At 66.6% G+C, this 14,754-nt stretch carries 16 protein-coding genes; 7 read left to right on the top strand and 9 right to left on the bottom strand.

The window, feature by feature from the left end:
• Window positions 1–139 precede the first annotated feature (139 nt).
• The gene (locus OL239_RS16930; protein ID WP_268909883.1) at window positions 140–508 is read left to right on the top strand and encodes an SdpI family protein; all 369 of its coding nucleotides are present in this window, start codon (window positions 140–142) and stop codon (window positions 506–508) included.
• A 76-nt stretch (window positions 509–584) separates the two neighbouring features.
• On the opposite strand, the gene OL239_RS16925 is transcribed toward OL239_RS16930, so the two are convergent.
• Entirely contained in the window at window positions 585–1,631 is a 1,047-nt protein-coding gene (locus OL239_RS16925) for a substrate-binding domain-containing protein (protein WP_268909882.1), read from the bottom strand.
• A 149-nt stretch (window positions 1,632–1,780) separates the two neighbouring features.
• On the opposite strand from OL239_RS16925, the gene OL239_RS20320 reads away from it, so the two are divergent.
• Genes OL239_RS20320 through OL239_RS16915 form a run of 3 tightly spaced genes read left to right on the top strand, consistent with a single transcriptional unit; the run spans window position 1,781 to window position 4,378 of the window.
• Entirely contained in the window at window positions 1,781–3,094 is a 1,314-nt protein-coding gene (locus OL239_RS20320) for an ATP-binding cassette domain-containing protein (RefSeq protein WP_442864317.1), read from the top strand.
• The gene (locus tag OL239_RS20315; RefSeq protein ID WP_442864316.1) at window positions 2,982–3,326 is read left to right on the top strand and encodes an ATP-binding cassette domain-containing protein; all 345 of its coding nucleotides are present in this window, start codon (window positions 2,982–2,984) and stop codon (window positions 3,324–3,326) included. Before OL239_RS20320 ends, OL239_RS20315 begins: the two co-directional genes overlap by 113 nt.
• Complete coding sequence (locus tag OL239_RS16915) at window positions 3,323–4,378, top strand: ABC transporter permease (protein WP_442864169.1); 1,056 nt, start codon at window positions 3,323–3,325, stop codon at window positions 4,376–4,378. The genes OL239_RS20315 and OL239_RS16915 overlap by 4 nt, the downstream gene beginning before the upstream one ends.
• A gap of 43 nt (window positions 4,379–4,421) precedes the next feature.
• On the opposite strand, the gene bsh is transcribed toward OL239_RS16915, so the two are convergent.
• Together bsh and OL239_RS16905 are read right to left on the bottom strand one after the other, a co-directional pair.
• Window positions 4,422–5,369, bottom strand: coding sequence for a choloylglycine hydrolase (bsh, locus tag OL239_RS16910; RefSeq protein WP_268909881.1), 948 nt, complete (start codon window positions 5,367–5,369; stop codon window positions 4,422–4,424).
• 175 nt (window positions 5,370–5,544) lie between these two features.
• The gene (locus OL239_RS16905; RefSeq protein WP_268909880.1) at window positions 5,545–6,099 is read right to left on the bottom strand and encodes a CGNR zinc finger domain-containing protein; all 555 of its coding nucleotides are present in this window, start codon (window positions 6,097–6,099) and stop codon (window positions 5,545–5,547) included.
• A gap of 114 nt (window positions 6,100–6,213) precedes the next feature.
• Between OL239_RS16905 and OL239_RS16900 the strand changes: the two genes are divergently transcribed.
• Together OL239_RS16900 and OL239_RS16895 are read left to right on the top strand one after the other, a co-directional pair.
• Window positions 6,214–6,846, top strand: a complete 633-nt coding sequence (locus OL239_RS16900; protein ID WP_268909879.1) for a LysE family translocator — start codon at window positions 6,214–6,216, stop codon at window positions 6,844–6,846.
• Window positions 6,847–7,022: 176 nt separating this feature from the next.
• Window positions 7,023–7,445: a VOC family protein gene (locus tag OL239_RS16895; RefSeq protein ID WP_268909878.1), complete on the top strand. Its 423-nt coding sequence runs from the start codon at window positions 7,023–7,025 to the stop codon at window positions 7,443–7,445.
• Between the two features lie 39 nt (window positions 7,446–7,484).
• Here OL239_RS16895 and OL239_RS16890 read toward each other — a convergent pair whose 3' ends face one another.
• The 5 genes from OL239_RS16890 to arfA form a co-directional block, all read right to left on the bottom strand.
• Window positions 7,485–7,685 (bottom strand): hypothetical protein, encoded by a 201-nt coding sequence (locus tag OL239_RS16890; RefSeq protein WP_329609266.1) that lies wholly within the window; start codon window positions 7,683–7,685, stop codon window positions 7,485–7,487.
• A complete protein-coding gene (locus tag OL239_RS16885; RefSeq protein WP_268909876.1) occupies window positions 7,682–8,419 on the bottom strand; it encodes a carbohydrate ABC transporter permease in 738 nt (245 codons plus the stop codon). The genes OL239_RS16890 and OL239_RS16885 overlap by 4 nt, the downstream gene beginning before the upstream one ends.
• Complete coding sequence (locus OL239_RS16880; protein ID WP_268909875.1) at window positions 8,419–9,360, bottom strand: carbohydrate ABC transporter permease; 942 nt, start codon at window positions 9,358–9,360, stop codon at window positions 8,419–8,421. The genes OL239_RS16885 and OL239_RS16880 overlap by 1 nt, the downstream gene beginning before the upstream one ends.
• 75 nt (window positions 9,361–9,435) lie before the next feature.
• Window positions 9,436–10,818: an ABC transporter substrate-binding protein gene (locus OL239_RS16875; RefSeq protein ID WP_268909874.1), complete on the bottom strand. Its 1,383-nt coding sequence runs from the start codon at window positions 10,816–10,818 to the stop codon at window positions 9,436–9,438.
• Between the two features lie 67 nt (window positions 10,819–10,885).
• Window positions 10,886–12,397: an arabinosylfuranosidase ArfA gene (arfA, locus tag OL239_RS16870; protein WP_268909873.1), complete on the bottom strand. Its 1,512-nt coding sequence runs from the start codon at window positions 12,395–12,397 to the stop codon at window positions 10,886–10,888.
• Window positions 12,398–12,686: 289 nt separating this feature from the next.
• Here arfA and OL239_RS16865 point away from each other — a divergent pair, with 289 nt between their 5' ends.
• The gene (locus OL239_RS16865) at window positions 12,687–13,736 is read left to right on the top strand and encodes a LacI family DNA-binding transcriptional regulator (RefSeq protein ID WP_268909872.1); all 1,050 of its coding nucleotides are present in this window, start codon (window positions 12,687–12,689) and stop codon (window positions 13,734–13,736) included.
• Window positions 13,737–13,774: 38 nt separating this feature from the next.
• Here the strand turns inward: OL239_RS16865 and OL239_RS16860 are convergent, their stop codons facing one another.
• On the bottom strand, window positions 13,775–14,578 hold the full coding sequence (locus tag OL239_RS16860; RefSeq protein WP_268909871.1) for a hypothetical protein: 804 nt from the start codon (window positions 14,576–14,578) through the stop codon (window positions 13,775–13,777).
• Window positions 14,579–14,754 lie beyond the last annotated feature (176 nt).

Raw genomic sequence — 14,754 nt, 5'->3', positions numbered from 1 at the left:
GGCCGGGACCTTCCGTCGCTCGCAGGAGGAAAGACATCCGTCCCGCACGCGTCCGGGAACTTCGATAGATTCGGGAGCATGACATTGGGGGAAAAGAAGCTACCGGTCCGAGCGGCGTGGAGCAGCGGAGGAGAGACCCATGTCTGAGGAAATCGGCGGGCTGATTCCGCTCCTGTTCGTCTTGGTGTTCCTGCCGGGCCTCTGCGTTGGCGTCACCCGCCAGGCTGCGGACGGCCTGATCGGCATGAACGGGTCCGCAGGCATCCGCACCCGGCACACGAAGGCTTCGGAGGAAGCATGGACGGCCGGGCACCGGGCAGCACTTCCGGTGCTGAAAAACATGTGGCTTGTGGCCGGTGCGGGGGTGCTGGGTGCCGTGGCGGTACAGATGGCGGCAGGCGGCGGGTGGGGCATCGGCGCGGCTTTCCTGGCACTGGTCGTCGAAACAGGAGTTCTCGTCCGTGCCGCAGCGGCAGCCAACCGCGCGGCGCGCGCCGCCGGCGCCTAGGAACCAACGAAGCGGCGGCGCCGCCGGGAACGTCATGCTCCCGGCGGCGCCGCCGCCTTTTCGCTTCGCTTTCCGGTCAGGACTCGAACGCGGTGGGCAGGTACTCCTCCACGTTTTCGCTCGTGACCACCGGGGCGTTCAGGACCACCCGGTTGGGCACTTCGATTTCCACCAGGTCGCTCATGGCCTTGTCCTGAACCAGTAGCCGGGCGAGCCGGATTCCGTCGGCGGCCTGGGTGTGCGGATAAATGATCGTGGCCTGCAGGACGCCTTCGCCGGACTGGATTTCCCGCATGGCGTTGGCCGACCCGGCGCCGCCGACCATGATGAATTCATCGCGGCCGGCAGCGTCGATGGCCGCGAGGACGCCGATGCCCTGGTCGTCGTCGTGGTTCCACAGCGCGTCGATTTCCGGTGCGGCCGAGAGCAGCTGGGAGGTTGCGGCCTCCCCGCCCTGGACCGTGAAATCCGCGGCCACCCGGTTGCTGACCTCCAGCCCGCAGCCTTCCAGCGCGTCCTCGAACCCCTGGCTGCGGTCCTGGGTGAGCGGCAGCGAATCGACACCGGCGATTTCGGCCACGACGGCGTCGGGCTGGTCGCCCACCTGCTCGCAGATGTACGTGCCGGCGCTGACGCCCATGCCGTAGTTGTCGCCGAGCACGGTGGTGCGGGCCGCGAACGGGCTGGAGAACTCCCGGTCCACATTGACCACGGGGATGCCCGCTTCCATGGCCCGGGTTGCCACCTCGGTCAGGGCGGCACCGTCGGTGGGCAGCAGCACTATGGCGTCCACCTGGTCGTTGATGAACTGCTCCACCTGGCTGATCTGCAGGTTGGCGTCATTGGTGCCCTCGGCGACGCGCAGCTCGATGTCCGGATATTTCTCGGCTTCGGCGAGGGCCGCGGAGTTGATGGCGCCGAGCCAGCCGTGGTCTTGGGCGGGGCCGGAGAAGCCGATGACGGCGGTTTCACCCTCGGCCTGGTTGCCTTCCACGGAGTTGTTGGTCGGTTCGCTGTTGGATTCATCGCCGGGGGAACAGGCGGTGAGGACGAGTCCGCCGGCGGCGATGAGCGCCGCGGTTTTCAGGAGCTGTTTGCGGCCGGTTGCGCGTGCTGTCTGCATGGATGTCTCCTCCGAAGGTGATTGCTGTGCCGCGAAGAGACGCAGCCGGCAGCCCCTTTCCGCCGTGCACCTCTTTGTGATGGCCGCCACAGTAACAGACGTGCGGGGAAGAATCGCCAGCATCCTACTGATGCCCGCCACAAGTGTGTATGCTCCCCGGCATGGAAGCCGCCAGCGCCGGAGCCGTCCGCGTACCACCGCTGCTTGACGTCCGGAACCTGAGCAAGAGTTTCGCCGGGGTGCGGGCGCTCAAGGACGTGAACCTTGAGGTGCTGCCCGGTGAAGTGCACTGCATCCTGGGCCAGAACGGCGCCGGCAAATCCACCCTGATCAAGGCACTCTCCGGGGTCCACCAGCCCGACGGCGGCGAGATCCGCTGGGACGGGCAGCCCGTCCGGCTGGCCAGCCCCACGGCGGCGCTGGAGCTGGGCATCGCCACCATGTACCAGGAACTGGATGTGGTGGACGGGCTGAACGTCACCGAGAACATTTTCCTGGGCCACGAGGATGCCCGCGGGGGAGTGCTGCGCGTCAAGGACGCCCGGCGGCGGGCGCGCGAACTGCTGGCGCGGCTGGGCCACGCCGATCTGCCGCCCGGAGCCGAAGTGGGAGGACTCGCCGGCGGCCAGCAAGCAGATCGTCAGCCTGGCCCGGGCGCTGTCCCGCAACGCCCGGCTCATCATCATGGACGAGCCCAGCGCCATCCTGGACTCGGCGGAGGTGGCGAACCTGTTCCGGGTGATCCGGGAACTGACCGCCCAGAATATTGCCGTCGTCTACATCTCCCACCGGCTGGAGGAGATCCGGCAGATCGGCAGCCGCATCTCGGTGCTCAAGGACGGCTACAGCACGGCATCCTCGCTGCCGGCTGCCGACGCCCGCCGCGCGGACCTGGTGCGGTTGATGACCGGACGGGACGTCGCCAACGTGTTTCCGCAGCGCGGTGCGGACCCGTCCGCGGCTCCGGTGCTGCTTCAGGTGCAGGGCCTGGGGCTGGCCGGGTCCTTTGCGGACGTGAGCTTCACGGTGCACGCCGGGGAAATCCTCGGGCTCGCCGGGCTGGTGGGGTCCGGCCGGTCCGAGATCCTGGAAACGATGTACGGGGCGCGCAAGGCCACCGCCGGAACGGTGAGCGTCGACGGCCGGGAGCTGCGGCCCGGTTCCGTGCGCGCCGCCGTAACCGCCGGCGTCGGGCTTTCCCCGGAGGAACGCAAGAGCCAGGGCCTGCTGCTGGAGGAACCGGTTTACCTGAACGCCACCCTCTCCACCTTCGCGCGGTTCGCGCGGCGCGGGCTGCTCAACGTGCGCCGGGAAAAGGATGCGGCCCGGGAGCAGATGACGGCGCTGCAGGTGGATCCGCAGGATCCGGACCGCCCGGCCCACACCCTGTCCGGCGGCAACCAGCAAAAGGTGCTGCTGGCCCGCTGGCTGATCCACGGCACCCGGGTGCTGCTGCTGGATGAACCCACCCGCGGCGTGGATGTGGGAGCCAAAACCGAGATTTATGCGCTGATCCGCGGTCTCGCCGCCCGCGGCGTGGCCATCGTGGTGGTCTCCAGCGAAATTGAGGAAGTTATCGGGCTGGCGGACAGGGTCCTGGTGCTCGACGCCGGCCGCACCCTGGCCGTCAGCGACGCCGCCGGCCTGGACGAGCACGCCGTGCTGGACCTGGTACTGAAAGGAAGTGCGCAGTGAGTGAGCAGAACACGACGGCGCTGCAGCCGGCCGCGGGAGGTGCCGACGCCGTCGGGCCATCCCGCACCCGGCCGCTGCGGCAGGTGCTGGGCGGGTCCGCCGGGCGGAGCCTGGGGCTGGTGATCGCTTTGCTGGCGCTGTTCATCGTGGGCGCGGTGACCAGCGGGGACCGGTTCCTGAACATGGACAACATGCTGACCATCCTGCGCTACGCCTCGATCATTGGCGTGATCAGCGTGGGGGTCACCTTTGTCATCACCGCCGGCGGCATCGACCTGTCCGTCGGCTCGGTGATGGGCCTGACCAGCGTGGTGGCCAGTCTGGCCGTGGTGCAGCGCGCCGCCGCCGACAGCACCTGGCTGCTCATGGTGGCCGTGGCGCTCGCGGTCGGCATCACCGCGGGGCTGATTAACGGCGTCATCATCGCCTACGGCAACGTGGCCGCGTTCATTGCCACCCTGGCCATGCTGGTGGCGGCCCGCGGCACGGCCGAACTGATTTCCGGGCGCAGCACGCAGATCGTCACCAACCGGGACTTCCTCGCTGTACTGCGCTCAAACGTGCTGGGGGTGCCGCTGCTGATCTGGATCTTCGCGCTGGTGGCCGCGGCCGGCTGGTTCCTGCTCAACCGCACCACCTTTGGCCGGCGCACGGTGGCGATCGGCGGAAACATCGAGGCCGCCCGGCTGGCCGGCATCAAGGTGCGGCGGCACATCGTGTGGCTGTACATCCTCTCCGGCACCACCGCGGCGATCGCCGGGATCATGATGATGGGCCGCACCACGGCCGGCACCTCCACGCACGGGCTGCTGTATGAGCTGGACGCGATTGCCGCCGTCGTCGTCGGCGGCACCCTGCTGGTCGGCGGCCGCGGAACCATCGTGGGCACCGTGCTGGGCGTGCTGCTGTTCAGCACCCTCACCAACGTGTTCACGCAGAACAACCTGGACACCTCGGTGCAGCAGGTGGCCAAGGGCGCGATCATCGTGCTGGCGGTGCTGCTGCAGCAGCGGTTCGCAGTGCGGGGCGACCGGCGCAAGGGCGCTATCTGAGCCGGGCATTCCGGGCGGGCGTCCCCCGCCCGGTTACCCCAGGTCAGACGACCACCAGCTCCGTTCCGTCGGCCTTGTGGTCGGCCATGGCGACGCTGTGGACCGCAGGGTCCTCGTAGGTATTCCAGTAATATGTGTTCGTCCGGGACGAGAAGAGCCCGGTGTAGGTGGTCTTCTCATATTCCCCCGAACCCATGGCCGCGCTGCCCTCCACCATCGCGACCTGCTGCAGGGTGTGGAAGGCGCGGCTGACGTTCTCCTCCTCGGTCGTCTGGTCCGGGTAGTGCGCGTGGACGTAGGCGGCCCGGACAAACCGGGACGGCGAGTAGTAGTCCCCGGGAATGCCGCGCATCAGTGAGCCGGATCCGAACGGCACCAGATGCGCCTGGTTGAGCACCACTTCCTCGGGGAAGTCCGGCGACGTGTTCATGTAGTTGCGCAGGTTCTCGTGGTGCCAGCTGAAGCCGGGCTGGTTGGCGAGGACATCGACGTCGTCATGGAAGACCTGCATGCCCGCGCTCGTGTACTCCACCACAATGGCGCGCTGCGAGTCGCCGATGAGCCAGTGCAGCATCGAACTGGGATATCTCTCGTTGATTGGCCGGTCCACAATAGCCACGTTCTCCAGGGCGGCCTCGACCTCGTCCACGGACGCGAACTGGGACGCCACCCACAGCGGAAACTCGAACGCGGCGATGTTCGTCTTGCCCTCCACCGGACCGTCCGCGTACTGCGCGTATCCCGGGAAGTTGAGGCCGCCGACGGCCAGTCCCGCGTTATTGCCGCAGTCGAAGTACAGCGGAGTGTCCTCCTGCACGATGCCCATGCCGATGATGGCATGCTTGATGTCCGGCACCGCACCGAACGGCGACCGGGTCCCGTACCCAGTGGGCGTCAGGACCACCCGCTCCCCGAAGTCGGAGGTCCAGTCGAGGTTGCGTGCGAAATAGAGGTTGCCGCTGCCGTCCGTATACCTAATGCCTGTGCACATGCTGATGCTCCCTGATATGGCGAAATCCCGTGGCGAAGTCCCGGCGGGAACCGGAGGTTCACCCAGCCTAGGTCCGGTGCCGTGGCCCGCGGCAGGCTCCGGCGCCGAAAACGAACTCCGCGCGCGTGATTCGCCGCCGCTTACCGTCTTTAACAGGGAGGTGCTTGGGGTGGTCCTACGCCCGGGTGGCTTTAAGGCGTGCCTTTTTCTGGCGGTTTCCGCATGTGTTCATGTCGCACCATTTGCGGGTGCGGCTTTGGCTGGTGTCAAGGAAGACGGCCCGGCAGGTAGGTGATGCACAGAGGGCCAGTTTCCCGTCCCGTTCACCGGCAATGACACTGATCGCATCGGCGGCGATCACACTGAGTGCGTCTTCGACGCCGGAGGCCGGGCTCAGCCGCCAGAACCGGTTGCCGTCGGGCGTCAGGGCGGCCGCAGCTGTGCCCTGCGCGCTGCAGTCATTGAGGACGCGAAGGGCCGATGCCGGGAGCGGGTCCTGGACTGCGGCAGCCGTCGCGGCGGAGTGAATTGACTCCCTCAATTCCCGGGCACGGTCGAGCTCCTCATCAGTGCAGGACGGGACCGCGAGGCCGTTCAGATCAAGCCAGTCGAGAAGCCGCCGCGGGGTGGGAATGCGCTCCACGGCAACGCCGTGTCGCTCCGAGAGGGTCCCTGTGAAGCAGGTAGCCAGCACGTTTCCGCGGCGGAAGTCAGGAAACCCGGTATGCATGGAACCACCTTAGCCGGTTGCGCACCCGTACGGCAGACTGATAGAACCGTCTTAGCCGGTTCAGCCTGATGTCCGCCGGCTCCGCTGGACAACCTGGGGGAGGAGCGCGGGGCTGTGGTTGATATCGGTGTTCTGCCCGGCTTTATGGCGGTCATTCTGCTTTTTCTCATCCCGCCCGGGCCCGATATGGCATACATGCTTGCCGTTGGACTGCAAAGTGGCCGCCGGTCCGCGTTGCAGGCGATTCTCGGCATCGGAACGGGTATGAGTATCTATGCCGCGGCAGTGGTCATCGGCGTAGGGAAGGTGGTTCAGGATCACCCGGTGCTGCTCGATGCAGTGAAGGTGTTTGGTGCCTCCTATTTGTTGCGGCTCGCCTACGTGACGGTTCGCAATGCCCGCCGCACGGCCGACGGACCCACGGGCGTTTCCGCTGGACGACCGTACCTTCGGGGTGTGCTGGTCAGCCTGACCAATCCCAAGCTGCTCTTGTTCTTCCTCGCCGTTCTCCCCCAATTTCTTGGCAGCGCACAGAATGCTGAGCTGCAGCTGGCAATGCTGGGGGTTGTCAATGTGCTGTCCGAGGTAGTGCTGTACGGAACTGTCGGCGTGCTGGCGGGGGTCTTCCATGCACGCTTCAGCAGTTCACGGTATGCGGGCGCAGTGCTGAATTACGTGGCAGGGGCCGTTTATGCGGGGCTGGGCGTCTTCGTCGCTGCAGAAGTAGCGGCGGGGTTCGGCGCGTGACCGCCGTAAGGTACGCCGCAAAGGCTGCCCCGCCCAGCATGACGCTGCCGCCGGCCGAGTCCGGAACTGCCGCCGCCCGGGCGCGGACTACCGGCGGACTCTTCCTCCATCCCCGGCCGCGTTTTACTCTGGCGGCGTACCCAAAAACGCATCCCCGGAGATTGAAGGAGACCATCATGTCCACGACCCTGAATCCCTACCTCAGCTTCCGGGACAACGCCCGCGAAGCCATGGAGTTCTATCAGAGCGTCTTCGGCGGAACCCTGGAGAGCAGCACCTTCGCGGACATGAACATGAGCGAGGACCCCTCCGAGGGAAACAAGATCATGCACTCCTCCCTGACCACCGACAACGGTCTGGTGCTCATGGCCTCGGACACCCCCAACAGCATGAACCTGGATCAGGGCAGCAGTTACTCCATCTCGCTCAGCGGCGACGACGGCGAGAAGCTGCGCGGCTACTGGGACAAGCTGCTCGACGGCGGACAAATGACACTGCCGCTCGAACAGGCGCCGTGGGGTGACCTGTTTGGCATGCTGACCGACAAGTTCGGCACCAGCTGGATGATCAGCATCGAAACTCCCGACTCGCAGGGCTGAGCCCGCCGGACACCGGAGCGCCCGGCGGACCGGCTGGTGCTATTTGAGGCTTCCCACCGAGAGCCCGCCCTGCCAGTACTTCTGCAGCATCAGGAACGCGATGATGAGCGGGATGACGGAGACCAGGGAGCCGCTGGTCACCAGATTCCACACCAGGCTGTTGGCGGTGGCGGAGTTGGACTGCACCTGCCAGGCGTTCAGGCCCACGGTGACCGGCAGCAGGGTCTGGTCCGAAATCATGGCCAGCGGCAGGAAGTAATTGTTCCAGCCGCCGACCACGGACAGCAGCAGCACCGTGACGACGGCGGGCCGCATGAGCGGCAGGGCGATGGTGAAGAAGGTCCGGATTTCCCCGAGCCGTCCACTCTGGCTGCGTCCAGCAGCTCGTCCGGAATGGCGTCCTGGACGTACACGCGCATGAGGTACACGCCGAACGGGCTCAGCAGGGACGGCAGGATGACGGCCCAGACCGTGTTGGTGAGGCCGAGGTTGTTGAACAGCACGTACGTCGGGATGACCAGCGCCGTCGCCGGCACCATCACCGAGGCCAGGAGCACCATGAAGCTGACGGTGCGTCCCCGGAACCGGTATTTCGCGAAGGCGTAGCCGGCCAGCACAGCCAGCACCGTGGCACCAACGCCGCCGGCCATGGCGTACAGGAAGGAATTGCCCAGCCAGCGCAGGTAAATGCCGTTGTTGTAGGTGGCCAGCTGCTGGAGGTTGTCGAACAGGGCAAAGTTCGAGTCGAACCAGAGCGGGCCTCCGCTGCCGGTAAACAGGCCCTGGGTGCTCTTGGTGCCCGCGACGATGAGCCACCACATCGGCAGCAGGAAGTACAGGGAGGCGACGGCGAGGAGGATATGCAGGCCGACCGAGCGTTCACGCCGGGGTTTGGTTTTGGCGGCGCGGCGCTTGCCGCGCGGACCGGCGGCGGTGACGGCGTCGTCGAGGAGTGGGGCCGGTGAAGTTGTCATCAGTTGAGTCCGCTCTTCCTGCGGGTGGCAATGAGGAAAATGATGGAGGCGAGGAAGACCATGAGTCCCAGCGCGAAGGAAATGGCCGACGCGTAGTTGAACTGCTGGTACGAGAACGCCAGGTTGTAGGCATAGAGGTTGGGGGTGTAGGCGGCGTCAATCGCGTTGCCGGCCAGCGGCGCCAGCACCTGCGGCTCGGTAAAGAACTGCAGCGTGCCAATCAGCGCGAACACCCCGGTGAGCACCAGGGAGGACGTGACAATGGGGATCTTGATCTGCAATGCCGTCTGCAGCCGGGTGGCCCCGTCAATCCGGGCGGCCTCGTAGATGGACGGATCGATGGACTGCAGCGACGCGTAGATGATGATCATGTAGTAGCCCGTCCACTGCCAGGTGACGATGTTGGTCAGTGACCAGAAAATCGAATCCCGGCTCAGCAGGTCCGGTGCCTGCACGTTCAGGAAATCGAAGAAACCCACCAGCGGCCCGAAGGAGGGACTGTAGAGAAAGCCCCACATCAGGGCGCCGATGACGCCGGGGATGGCGTAGGGAGCGAAGATCATCAGCCGGGTGAAACGGGACAGCCGGGTTCGAACGTCGTCGAGGATGAGCGCGAACACGAGCGCCAGCCCGATCTGCAGCGGCACGAAAACCAGGGCGAACCCGCCCACGCGGGTCAGGCCGGACAGGAAGCGTTCGTCCGTGAACGCCCTGGTGTAGTTCGCCAGGCCGGCGAACTGTTCACCGCCGGCGAGGGTGTTGGTGTGCAGGCTCATCCAGAAGGCGTACCCCAGGGGCAGGACGAGGAAAACCAGGAACACCACCGCGAACGGGGCCAGGAACACCCAGCCGAACCGCGCGGTCTTGCGCTCCAGAGTGGTTCCCCGCTTTGGTGTGGCCGGGGGACGGGCCGGCGTTTCGAGCGCTGTGCTGGCTGACATGTGTCTCTTCCTTGGGACGCAAACGGGGGATGACCACCGTGCGGGCGGAGTTTCCGTCCGCCCGCACGGGGCAGCTTATTTCAGGGTGAAACCCTGCTCGGTGGCGTAGGTTTCCAGTGAGGCCTGCAGCTCATCCGCCGCTTCCTCGGCCGAGATGTTGCCTTCGATCGCTTCGGAGAGCAGGCGCTGGGATTCGTCGTAGTAGAACTGGGTGAACGGCGAGAACGTCACGCCCTCATAGTCCAGGGCAGCCTGACCGAAGATTTCCTTGTTCAGCTGCTGCCCGCCGTAGAACTCGTAGGGGCGGTCCTGAAAGTAGCTGGACTCGATCATTTCCGGATAGGCGAGGAAGAGGCCGCCCACCTCGACGCCGAGTTCCTTGGTTTCCTGGGATTCGTAGAGTTCGGCTGCGACCCGGGTGGCGAGGGCGGCGTCGTCGGCCTGTACCGTGACGGCCAGCGTGCTGCCGCCCCAGTTCACCTGCCGGGCCTCGGCCCCGTCCCACTGCGGAATCGGAGCGGCGCGCCACACGGCCTCCGAGTCAGCGCCTTCCAGCGCCGGGATGTGGATGTTGTACCAGACCGGGTAGATCGCCGTGGCGTACTTGCCGGTGCCCAGGGCGGTGCTGAACTCCGGAGTCCAGGCCTGGTCGGTGCCCACCAGGTCCTCATCCACCAGATCGATCCAGTAGTCAAAGACCTTCTTGCTGGCGTCGTCGTTGTGGTTGATGCTGATGTCGGTCGGATTGCCGTTGTCGAAGTCGAAGGGCGTGGCGCCGGCCTGGTCCAGGAAGGCGTAGTGCTGGCCCTGTCCGTTGGGCGCGAAGTTGCCGATCAGGGTCTCTCCGCCGGTGGCCGCGCTCAGCTGCTGGGCCGCCGCCGCGTACTCCTCCCAGGTGGTCGGCACGGCGATGCCGTGCTGGTCGAAGATGTCCTGCCGGTACCACATGCCCACGGGCCCGAGGTCGACCGGCACCGCGTACACCCCGTCGCCGCTGGACACGTCGCGCCAGGCGCCGGCGGTGAAGTTGTCCTCGTACTCCTCGATCCCGTGTTCGGTCATGTCCACGAGCCCGCCCTGGATGAGGAAGCTGTTCAGCCAGTCGTACTCGATCTGGGCAATGTCCGGCGCACCGGAGTTGGACTGCAGTGAGGTGGACAGCTTGGTGTAGGCGTCGGCGCCCTGGCCCGCGTTGGTCCAGCAGATCTGCACGTCGTCGTTGCTTTCGTTGAAGAGGTCCACTGTCTGCGCGGTGTCCTCGAACCAGCCCCAGTACGTGACCACGGGAACGTCCTGGACCTTGATGTCATTGGCGCAGTTCGTTTTGCTGGCGCCCGCACCTTCCCCGCCGCCGCCGCCGTCGTCGTCGTTGCCGCCGCACGCGACCAGGGCCAGGGCCAGGGTTGTCGTCATTCCTGCTGCGAGCAGGCTCTTTGTCTGGATCTTTCTCTTTCGCACTGCGTACTCCTTTGTATGAGTGATGGTGGAACCGGAGAACTCGTTCAGGGGTAGGGCTGGAAAGTGCCTAGTGCAGGTCAAGCGCCGTCCACGACACGGGCGGAAGGGTCACGGTGACCGTTCCGCCCTCCACGCGGGCGGTTTTGTTGGGTTCGGGGACCACCCGGTCCTGGTCGGCGAGGGTGTTGCCGGCGGAGAAGTCCTCGTCGTGCAGGGTTTCGGCGCTCCGGACGTGCAGGATCCCCAGCGGGCCGGCGTCAATGCTGACGGTGACCGTCTCGGTGAGGCTGCGGTTGACCAGGAACACCGAGGCGGTGCCGGCGGCGTCGTCATGGGTGGCGACGGCGTCCACCATCGGCACCTCGCCGTAGGCGTCCGTGGCTATCAGCGGGGAGTCGATTTTCGGATCCAGGACGGTGCCGCGGGCCAGCCGGGAGGTAATCGCGAACGGATAGAAGGTGGTCTGCCGCCAGGCCGGTCCGCCGGGTTCGGTGGTGATCGGCGCGATCACATTGACCAGCTGGGCCAGGCTGGCGGCGGTGACCCGGTCGGCGTGGCGGAGCAGGCTGATCAGCAGGCTGCCGACGACGACGGCGTCCATCGCCGAGTAGGCGTTCTCCAGCAGGCGCGGCGCCTGCGGCCACGCGGACGGATCGGTGATCTTCTCGACGTCGTTGTACACGCTCTGGTACCAGACGTTCCATTCGTCGAAGGACAGGTACATGGTCTTGTCGCTGCGGCGGACGGCCTTCACATGGTCCGCGCTCGCGACCACCGAATCGATGAACCGGTCCATGCTGACCGCCGAGGCCAGGAAGCTGGCGACGTCGCCGTCGTGCGGTTCGTAGTAGGCGTGGCAGGAAATGAAGTCGACGTGCTCGTAGGTCTCCTCGAGGACGGTGCGCTCCCACACGCCGAAGGTCGGCATGCCGGCGCCGGAGCTGCCGCAGACCACGAGCTCGAGAGTGGGATCGATCTGGCGCATGGCCTGCGCGGTTTTGGCGGCCAGCCGGCCGTATTCGGTGGCGGTGCCGTGGCCGAGCTGCCACGGTCCGTCCATTTCGTTGCCCAGGCACCACATGCGGATGGCGTGCGGCTCCGGGCTGCCGTTGGCGATGCGCTGGTCGGAGAGCGTGGTGCCGGAGGGGATGTTCGCGTATTCGAGCACGTCCAGGGCCTCCTGCACGCCGCGTGTGCCCAGGTTGACCGCGTACATGAGTTCGCCGTCGACCTCCTTGGTCCACCGGGCGAATTCGTCGAGGCCCACCTCGTTGCTTTCGGTGGAGTGCCAGGCGAGGTCGAGCCGGCGCGGCCGTGCCTCCCGCGGGCCCACGCCGTCCTCCCAGCGGTAGCCGGAGACAAAGTTGCCGCCCGGATAGCGGATGGTCGACACTCCCAGTTCCCGCACCAGGTCGATGACGTCGCGGCGGAAGCCGTCGGCGTTGGCGGCGCGGTGGCCGGGTTCGTAAATGCCGTCGTAGACGGCGCGGCCGAGGTGCTCCACGAAGGAGCCAAAGATGCGGCGGCTGACCGGTGCCACCGTGAAGTGGGGGTCGAGGGTGATGCGGGCGTTGGGCATAGGGACTCCGTCGTCAAAATGTCACTGCGTGCCCGTGCCTGAGGGCAGGATCGGGCATTGGAGGGGAATGGTGGAACGGGTTGGTACAACGTTGTACCGGACATTAGGCCTAGTTGCTTTTGGCGTCAAGAGTTTTTGGAAAAATAGTGAAAGATGTCGTTTTACTCAAGTGGTTTGTGCCCGACGGCGGGGCGGAACACCGTGGCCAACGCGGGCCCGGGATGCGGCTAGGATTTGGTCATTGCCCGGACGGAGATGCTGCGGGGCAGGAAAGGGTCAGGGCACCAGCATGAGTCCGACGATGCACGACGTGGCCCGGATGGCCGGAGTGTCGATCAAAACCGTGTCCAACGTGATCAATGACAATCCCAAGGTCGGGCCGGAAACCCGGTCGCGGGTGCGGCGGGTCATCGACGAGCTGGGGTACCGGCCCAATCTTTCCGCCCGGGGACTGCGGTCGGGCAAAACCGGGGTGATCGGGCTGGCGGTTCCCTCACTGCGGGAAAACTACTTTGCCGAGCTGGCCGATTCAGTGATCCGCGCCGCCGCCCGGCAAGGACTCCGGGTCCTGATCGAACAGACCAACGGTGAGCGGAAACTTGAGCTTGCGGCGCTGTCCGGCGGCTCGTTGCGGTTTGTCGACGGCATGCTGTTCAGCCCCGCCGACCTGGGCCAGGAGGACGTGGATGTGCTGACCATGGAGGAGCCGCTGGTGCTGCTGGGGGAGCGGATTTTCGGCGGCCCCACCGACCACGTGACCATGCACAACACGTCTTCGGCGCGGGCCGCCGTCGAACACCTGCTGGAGATCGGCCGGTCGCGGATCGCCCTGGTGGGGGCCTCGCATGCCTCGGACGACGCGGCGAGCTCGGCCAGCCTGCGCGAGCGCGGCTACCACCAGGCGCTGGCCGCGGCGGGGATCGAATCCGATCCGGAGCTGGTGGTGCGCGGCGGCAGCTGGGGCCGGGACACCGGAGCGGCTGCGGTGCGGGATCTGTGCCGCCGGGGCGAGCGGTTCGACGCCGTGTTTGCCCTGAACGACACCCTCGGCCTGGGCGCCCTGCGCGCGCTGGCGGAGGCGGGCCTCAGCGTGCCCGGCGACGTGGCCGTCATCGGCTTCGACAACATCGACGAGGGACGGTTCTCGCTGCCGTCGCTGACGTCCGTGGATCCCGGGCGGGACGAGATCGCCGAAACCGCGGTGAACCTGCTGGTGGAGCGGATTGCGGAAAAGGGCCAGCATTCCGAGCCGCGGACGGTGAAGGCCGGCTTCCGGATTATTCGGCGCGAGTCCACCGGGTTTCGCGGTGATGACGACGACGGCGGCCCGGACACGTAGCTGGTTGCCCCATCTCCGGTCCGGGGGCCAGCGGAGGCTTATGCCTGGTAGCCGCCGAACTTCTGCGCCTGCCGGTAGGCCTTCTTACGCGCGAAGTACTCGCTGGAAGGCTTCAGGAACAGCAGCACGACGGCGGCGAGCGTGGCCAGCATCGCGGCAAGGGACAGAGCGGCGACCAGCGGTCCGGTGACAAACAGGCCGAGCAGCGAGAAGAGGGAAAGCACGGCGAAGATGGTGATCAGGACCCGCGCCCAGTTGAACCCGGATCGGACCAGGAAGGCCAGTCCCACCCTGACGGCCAGCCCGAAGAGGCCGGACACGATGGAGGAGGCGGTGCTGCCCGCGATGGCGGCGGACAAGTATTCCGAGTCCACCTCCGCACCCATGCCCCCGAAGACGTCTTCCAGGTACTCCAGATACTCCGGGGAATTCATGTAGGCAATGCTGATGGGCAGCGAGATCAGTCCCAGGACGGCGCTGGCGATTAGAAGCCAGAACGCCTGGTTGACCTGCTTGGGCCGGGGCGGGTCCTCGGCGGGAGGCATCTGGCCGTAGGGGCTGCCCGGGTAGGCGTAGCCCTGCGGCTGGCCGGGGTAGCCGGGGCCGGGCTGTCCTGGATATCCGGGCTGGGCCGGGTAGCCTGGGCCGCCCTGAGGGCCGGGATAGGGATTTCCTGCCGGGGGACCGGGGTAGGGGTTGCCGGCCGGCGGGCCGGGATAATTCCCGCCCTGGCCGGGACCCTGCGAGCCCTGTGAGCCCTGCTGTCCCGGGCCCTGGCCTCCGGGATTCCAGGGCCCGGGGGCGTCCCCGGGGTTGTTGTTTGGCTGCGTCGGTTCACTCACGCGGTATTTCCCCCTGTAAACGGTGCGCCGTGGCGGCGCTGGCGGTGTGCCGCCCGTGGTCTACGGGCGGATACGTCAGCGCCAGCCTAGCCGCGAAGTTACCGGCCGGCAGGAAATCACCGGCCTGTCGTGCTCTGGACAACTCCACCCGCGAACACATTGCTGCCCGTAGGGCG

Origin of the sequence: Arthrobacter sp. ATA002, assembly GCF_026898095.1 — a bacterium.
In the GTDB taxonomy this organism is placed as follows: Bacteria; Actinomycetota; Actinomycetes; order Actinomycetales; family Micrococcaceae; genus Arthrobacter_B.
Note: the sequence above shows the minus strand (reverse complement) of the source record. Positions and strands in the feature narration are given on the sequence as shown.

Coding starts and splice junctions, on each gene's coding strand:
- OL239_RS16930 (WP_268909883.1), top strand. CDS start 140: ATGTCTGAGGAAATCGGCGGGCTGATTCCGCTCCTGTTCGTCTTGGTG.
- OL239_RS16925 (WP_268909882.1), bottom strand. CDS start 1,631: ATGCAGACAGCACGCGCAACCGGCCGCAAACAGCTCCTGAAAACCGCG.
- OL239_RS20320 (WP_442864317.1), top strand. CDS start 1,781: ATGCTCCCCGGCATGGAAGCCGCCAGCGCCGGAGCCGTCCGCGTACCA.
- bsh (WP_268909881.1), bottom strand. CDS start 5,369: ATGTGCACAGGCATTAGGTATACGGACGGCAGCGGCAACCTCTATTTC.
- OL239_RS16905 (WP_268909880.1), bottom strand. CDS start 6,099: ATGCATACCGGGTTTCCTGACTTCCGCCGCGGAAACGTGCTGGCTACC.
- OL239_RS16895 (WP_268909878.1), top strand. CDS start 7,023: ATGTCCACGACCCTGAATCCCTACCTCAGCTTCCGGGACAACGCCCGC.
- OL239_RS16890 (WP_329609266.1), bottom strand. CDS start 7,685: ATGATTTCGGACCAGACCCTGCTGCCGGTCACCGTGGGCCTGAACGCC.
- OL239_RS16885 (WP_268909876.1), bottom strand. CDS start 8,419: ATGACAACTTCACCGGCCCCACTCCTCGACGACGCCGTCACCGCCGCC.
- OL239_RS16880 (WP_268909875.1), bottom strand. CDS start 9,360: ATGTCAGCCAGCACAGCGCTCGAAACGCCGGCCCGTCCCCCGGCCACA.
- arfA (WP_268909873.1), bottom strand. CDS start 12,397: ATGCCCAACGCCCGCATCACCCTCGACCCCCACTTCACGGTGGCACCG.
- OL239_RS16865 (WP_268909872.1), top strand. CDS start 12,687: ATGAGTCCGACGATGCACGACGTGGCCCGGATGGCCGGAGTGTCGATC.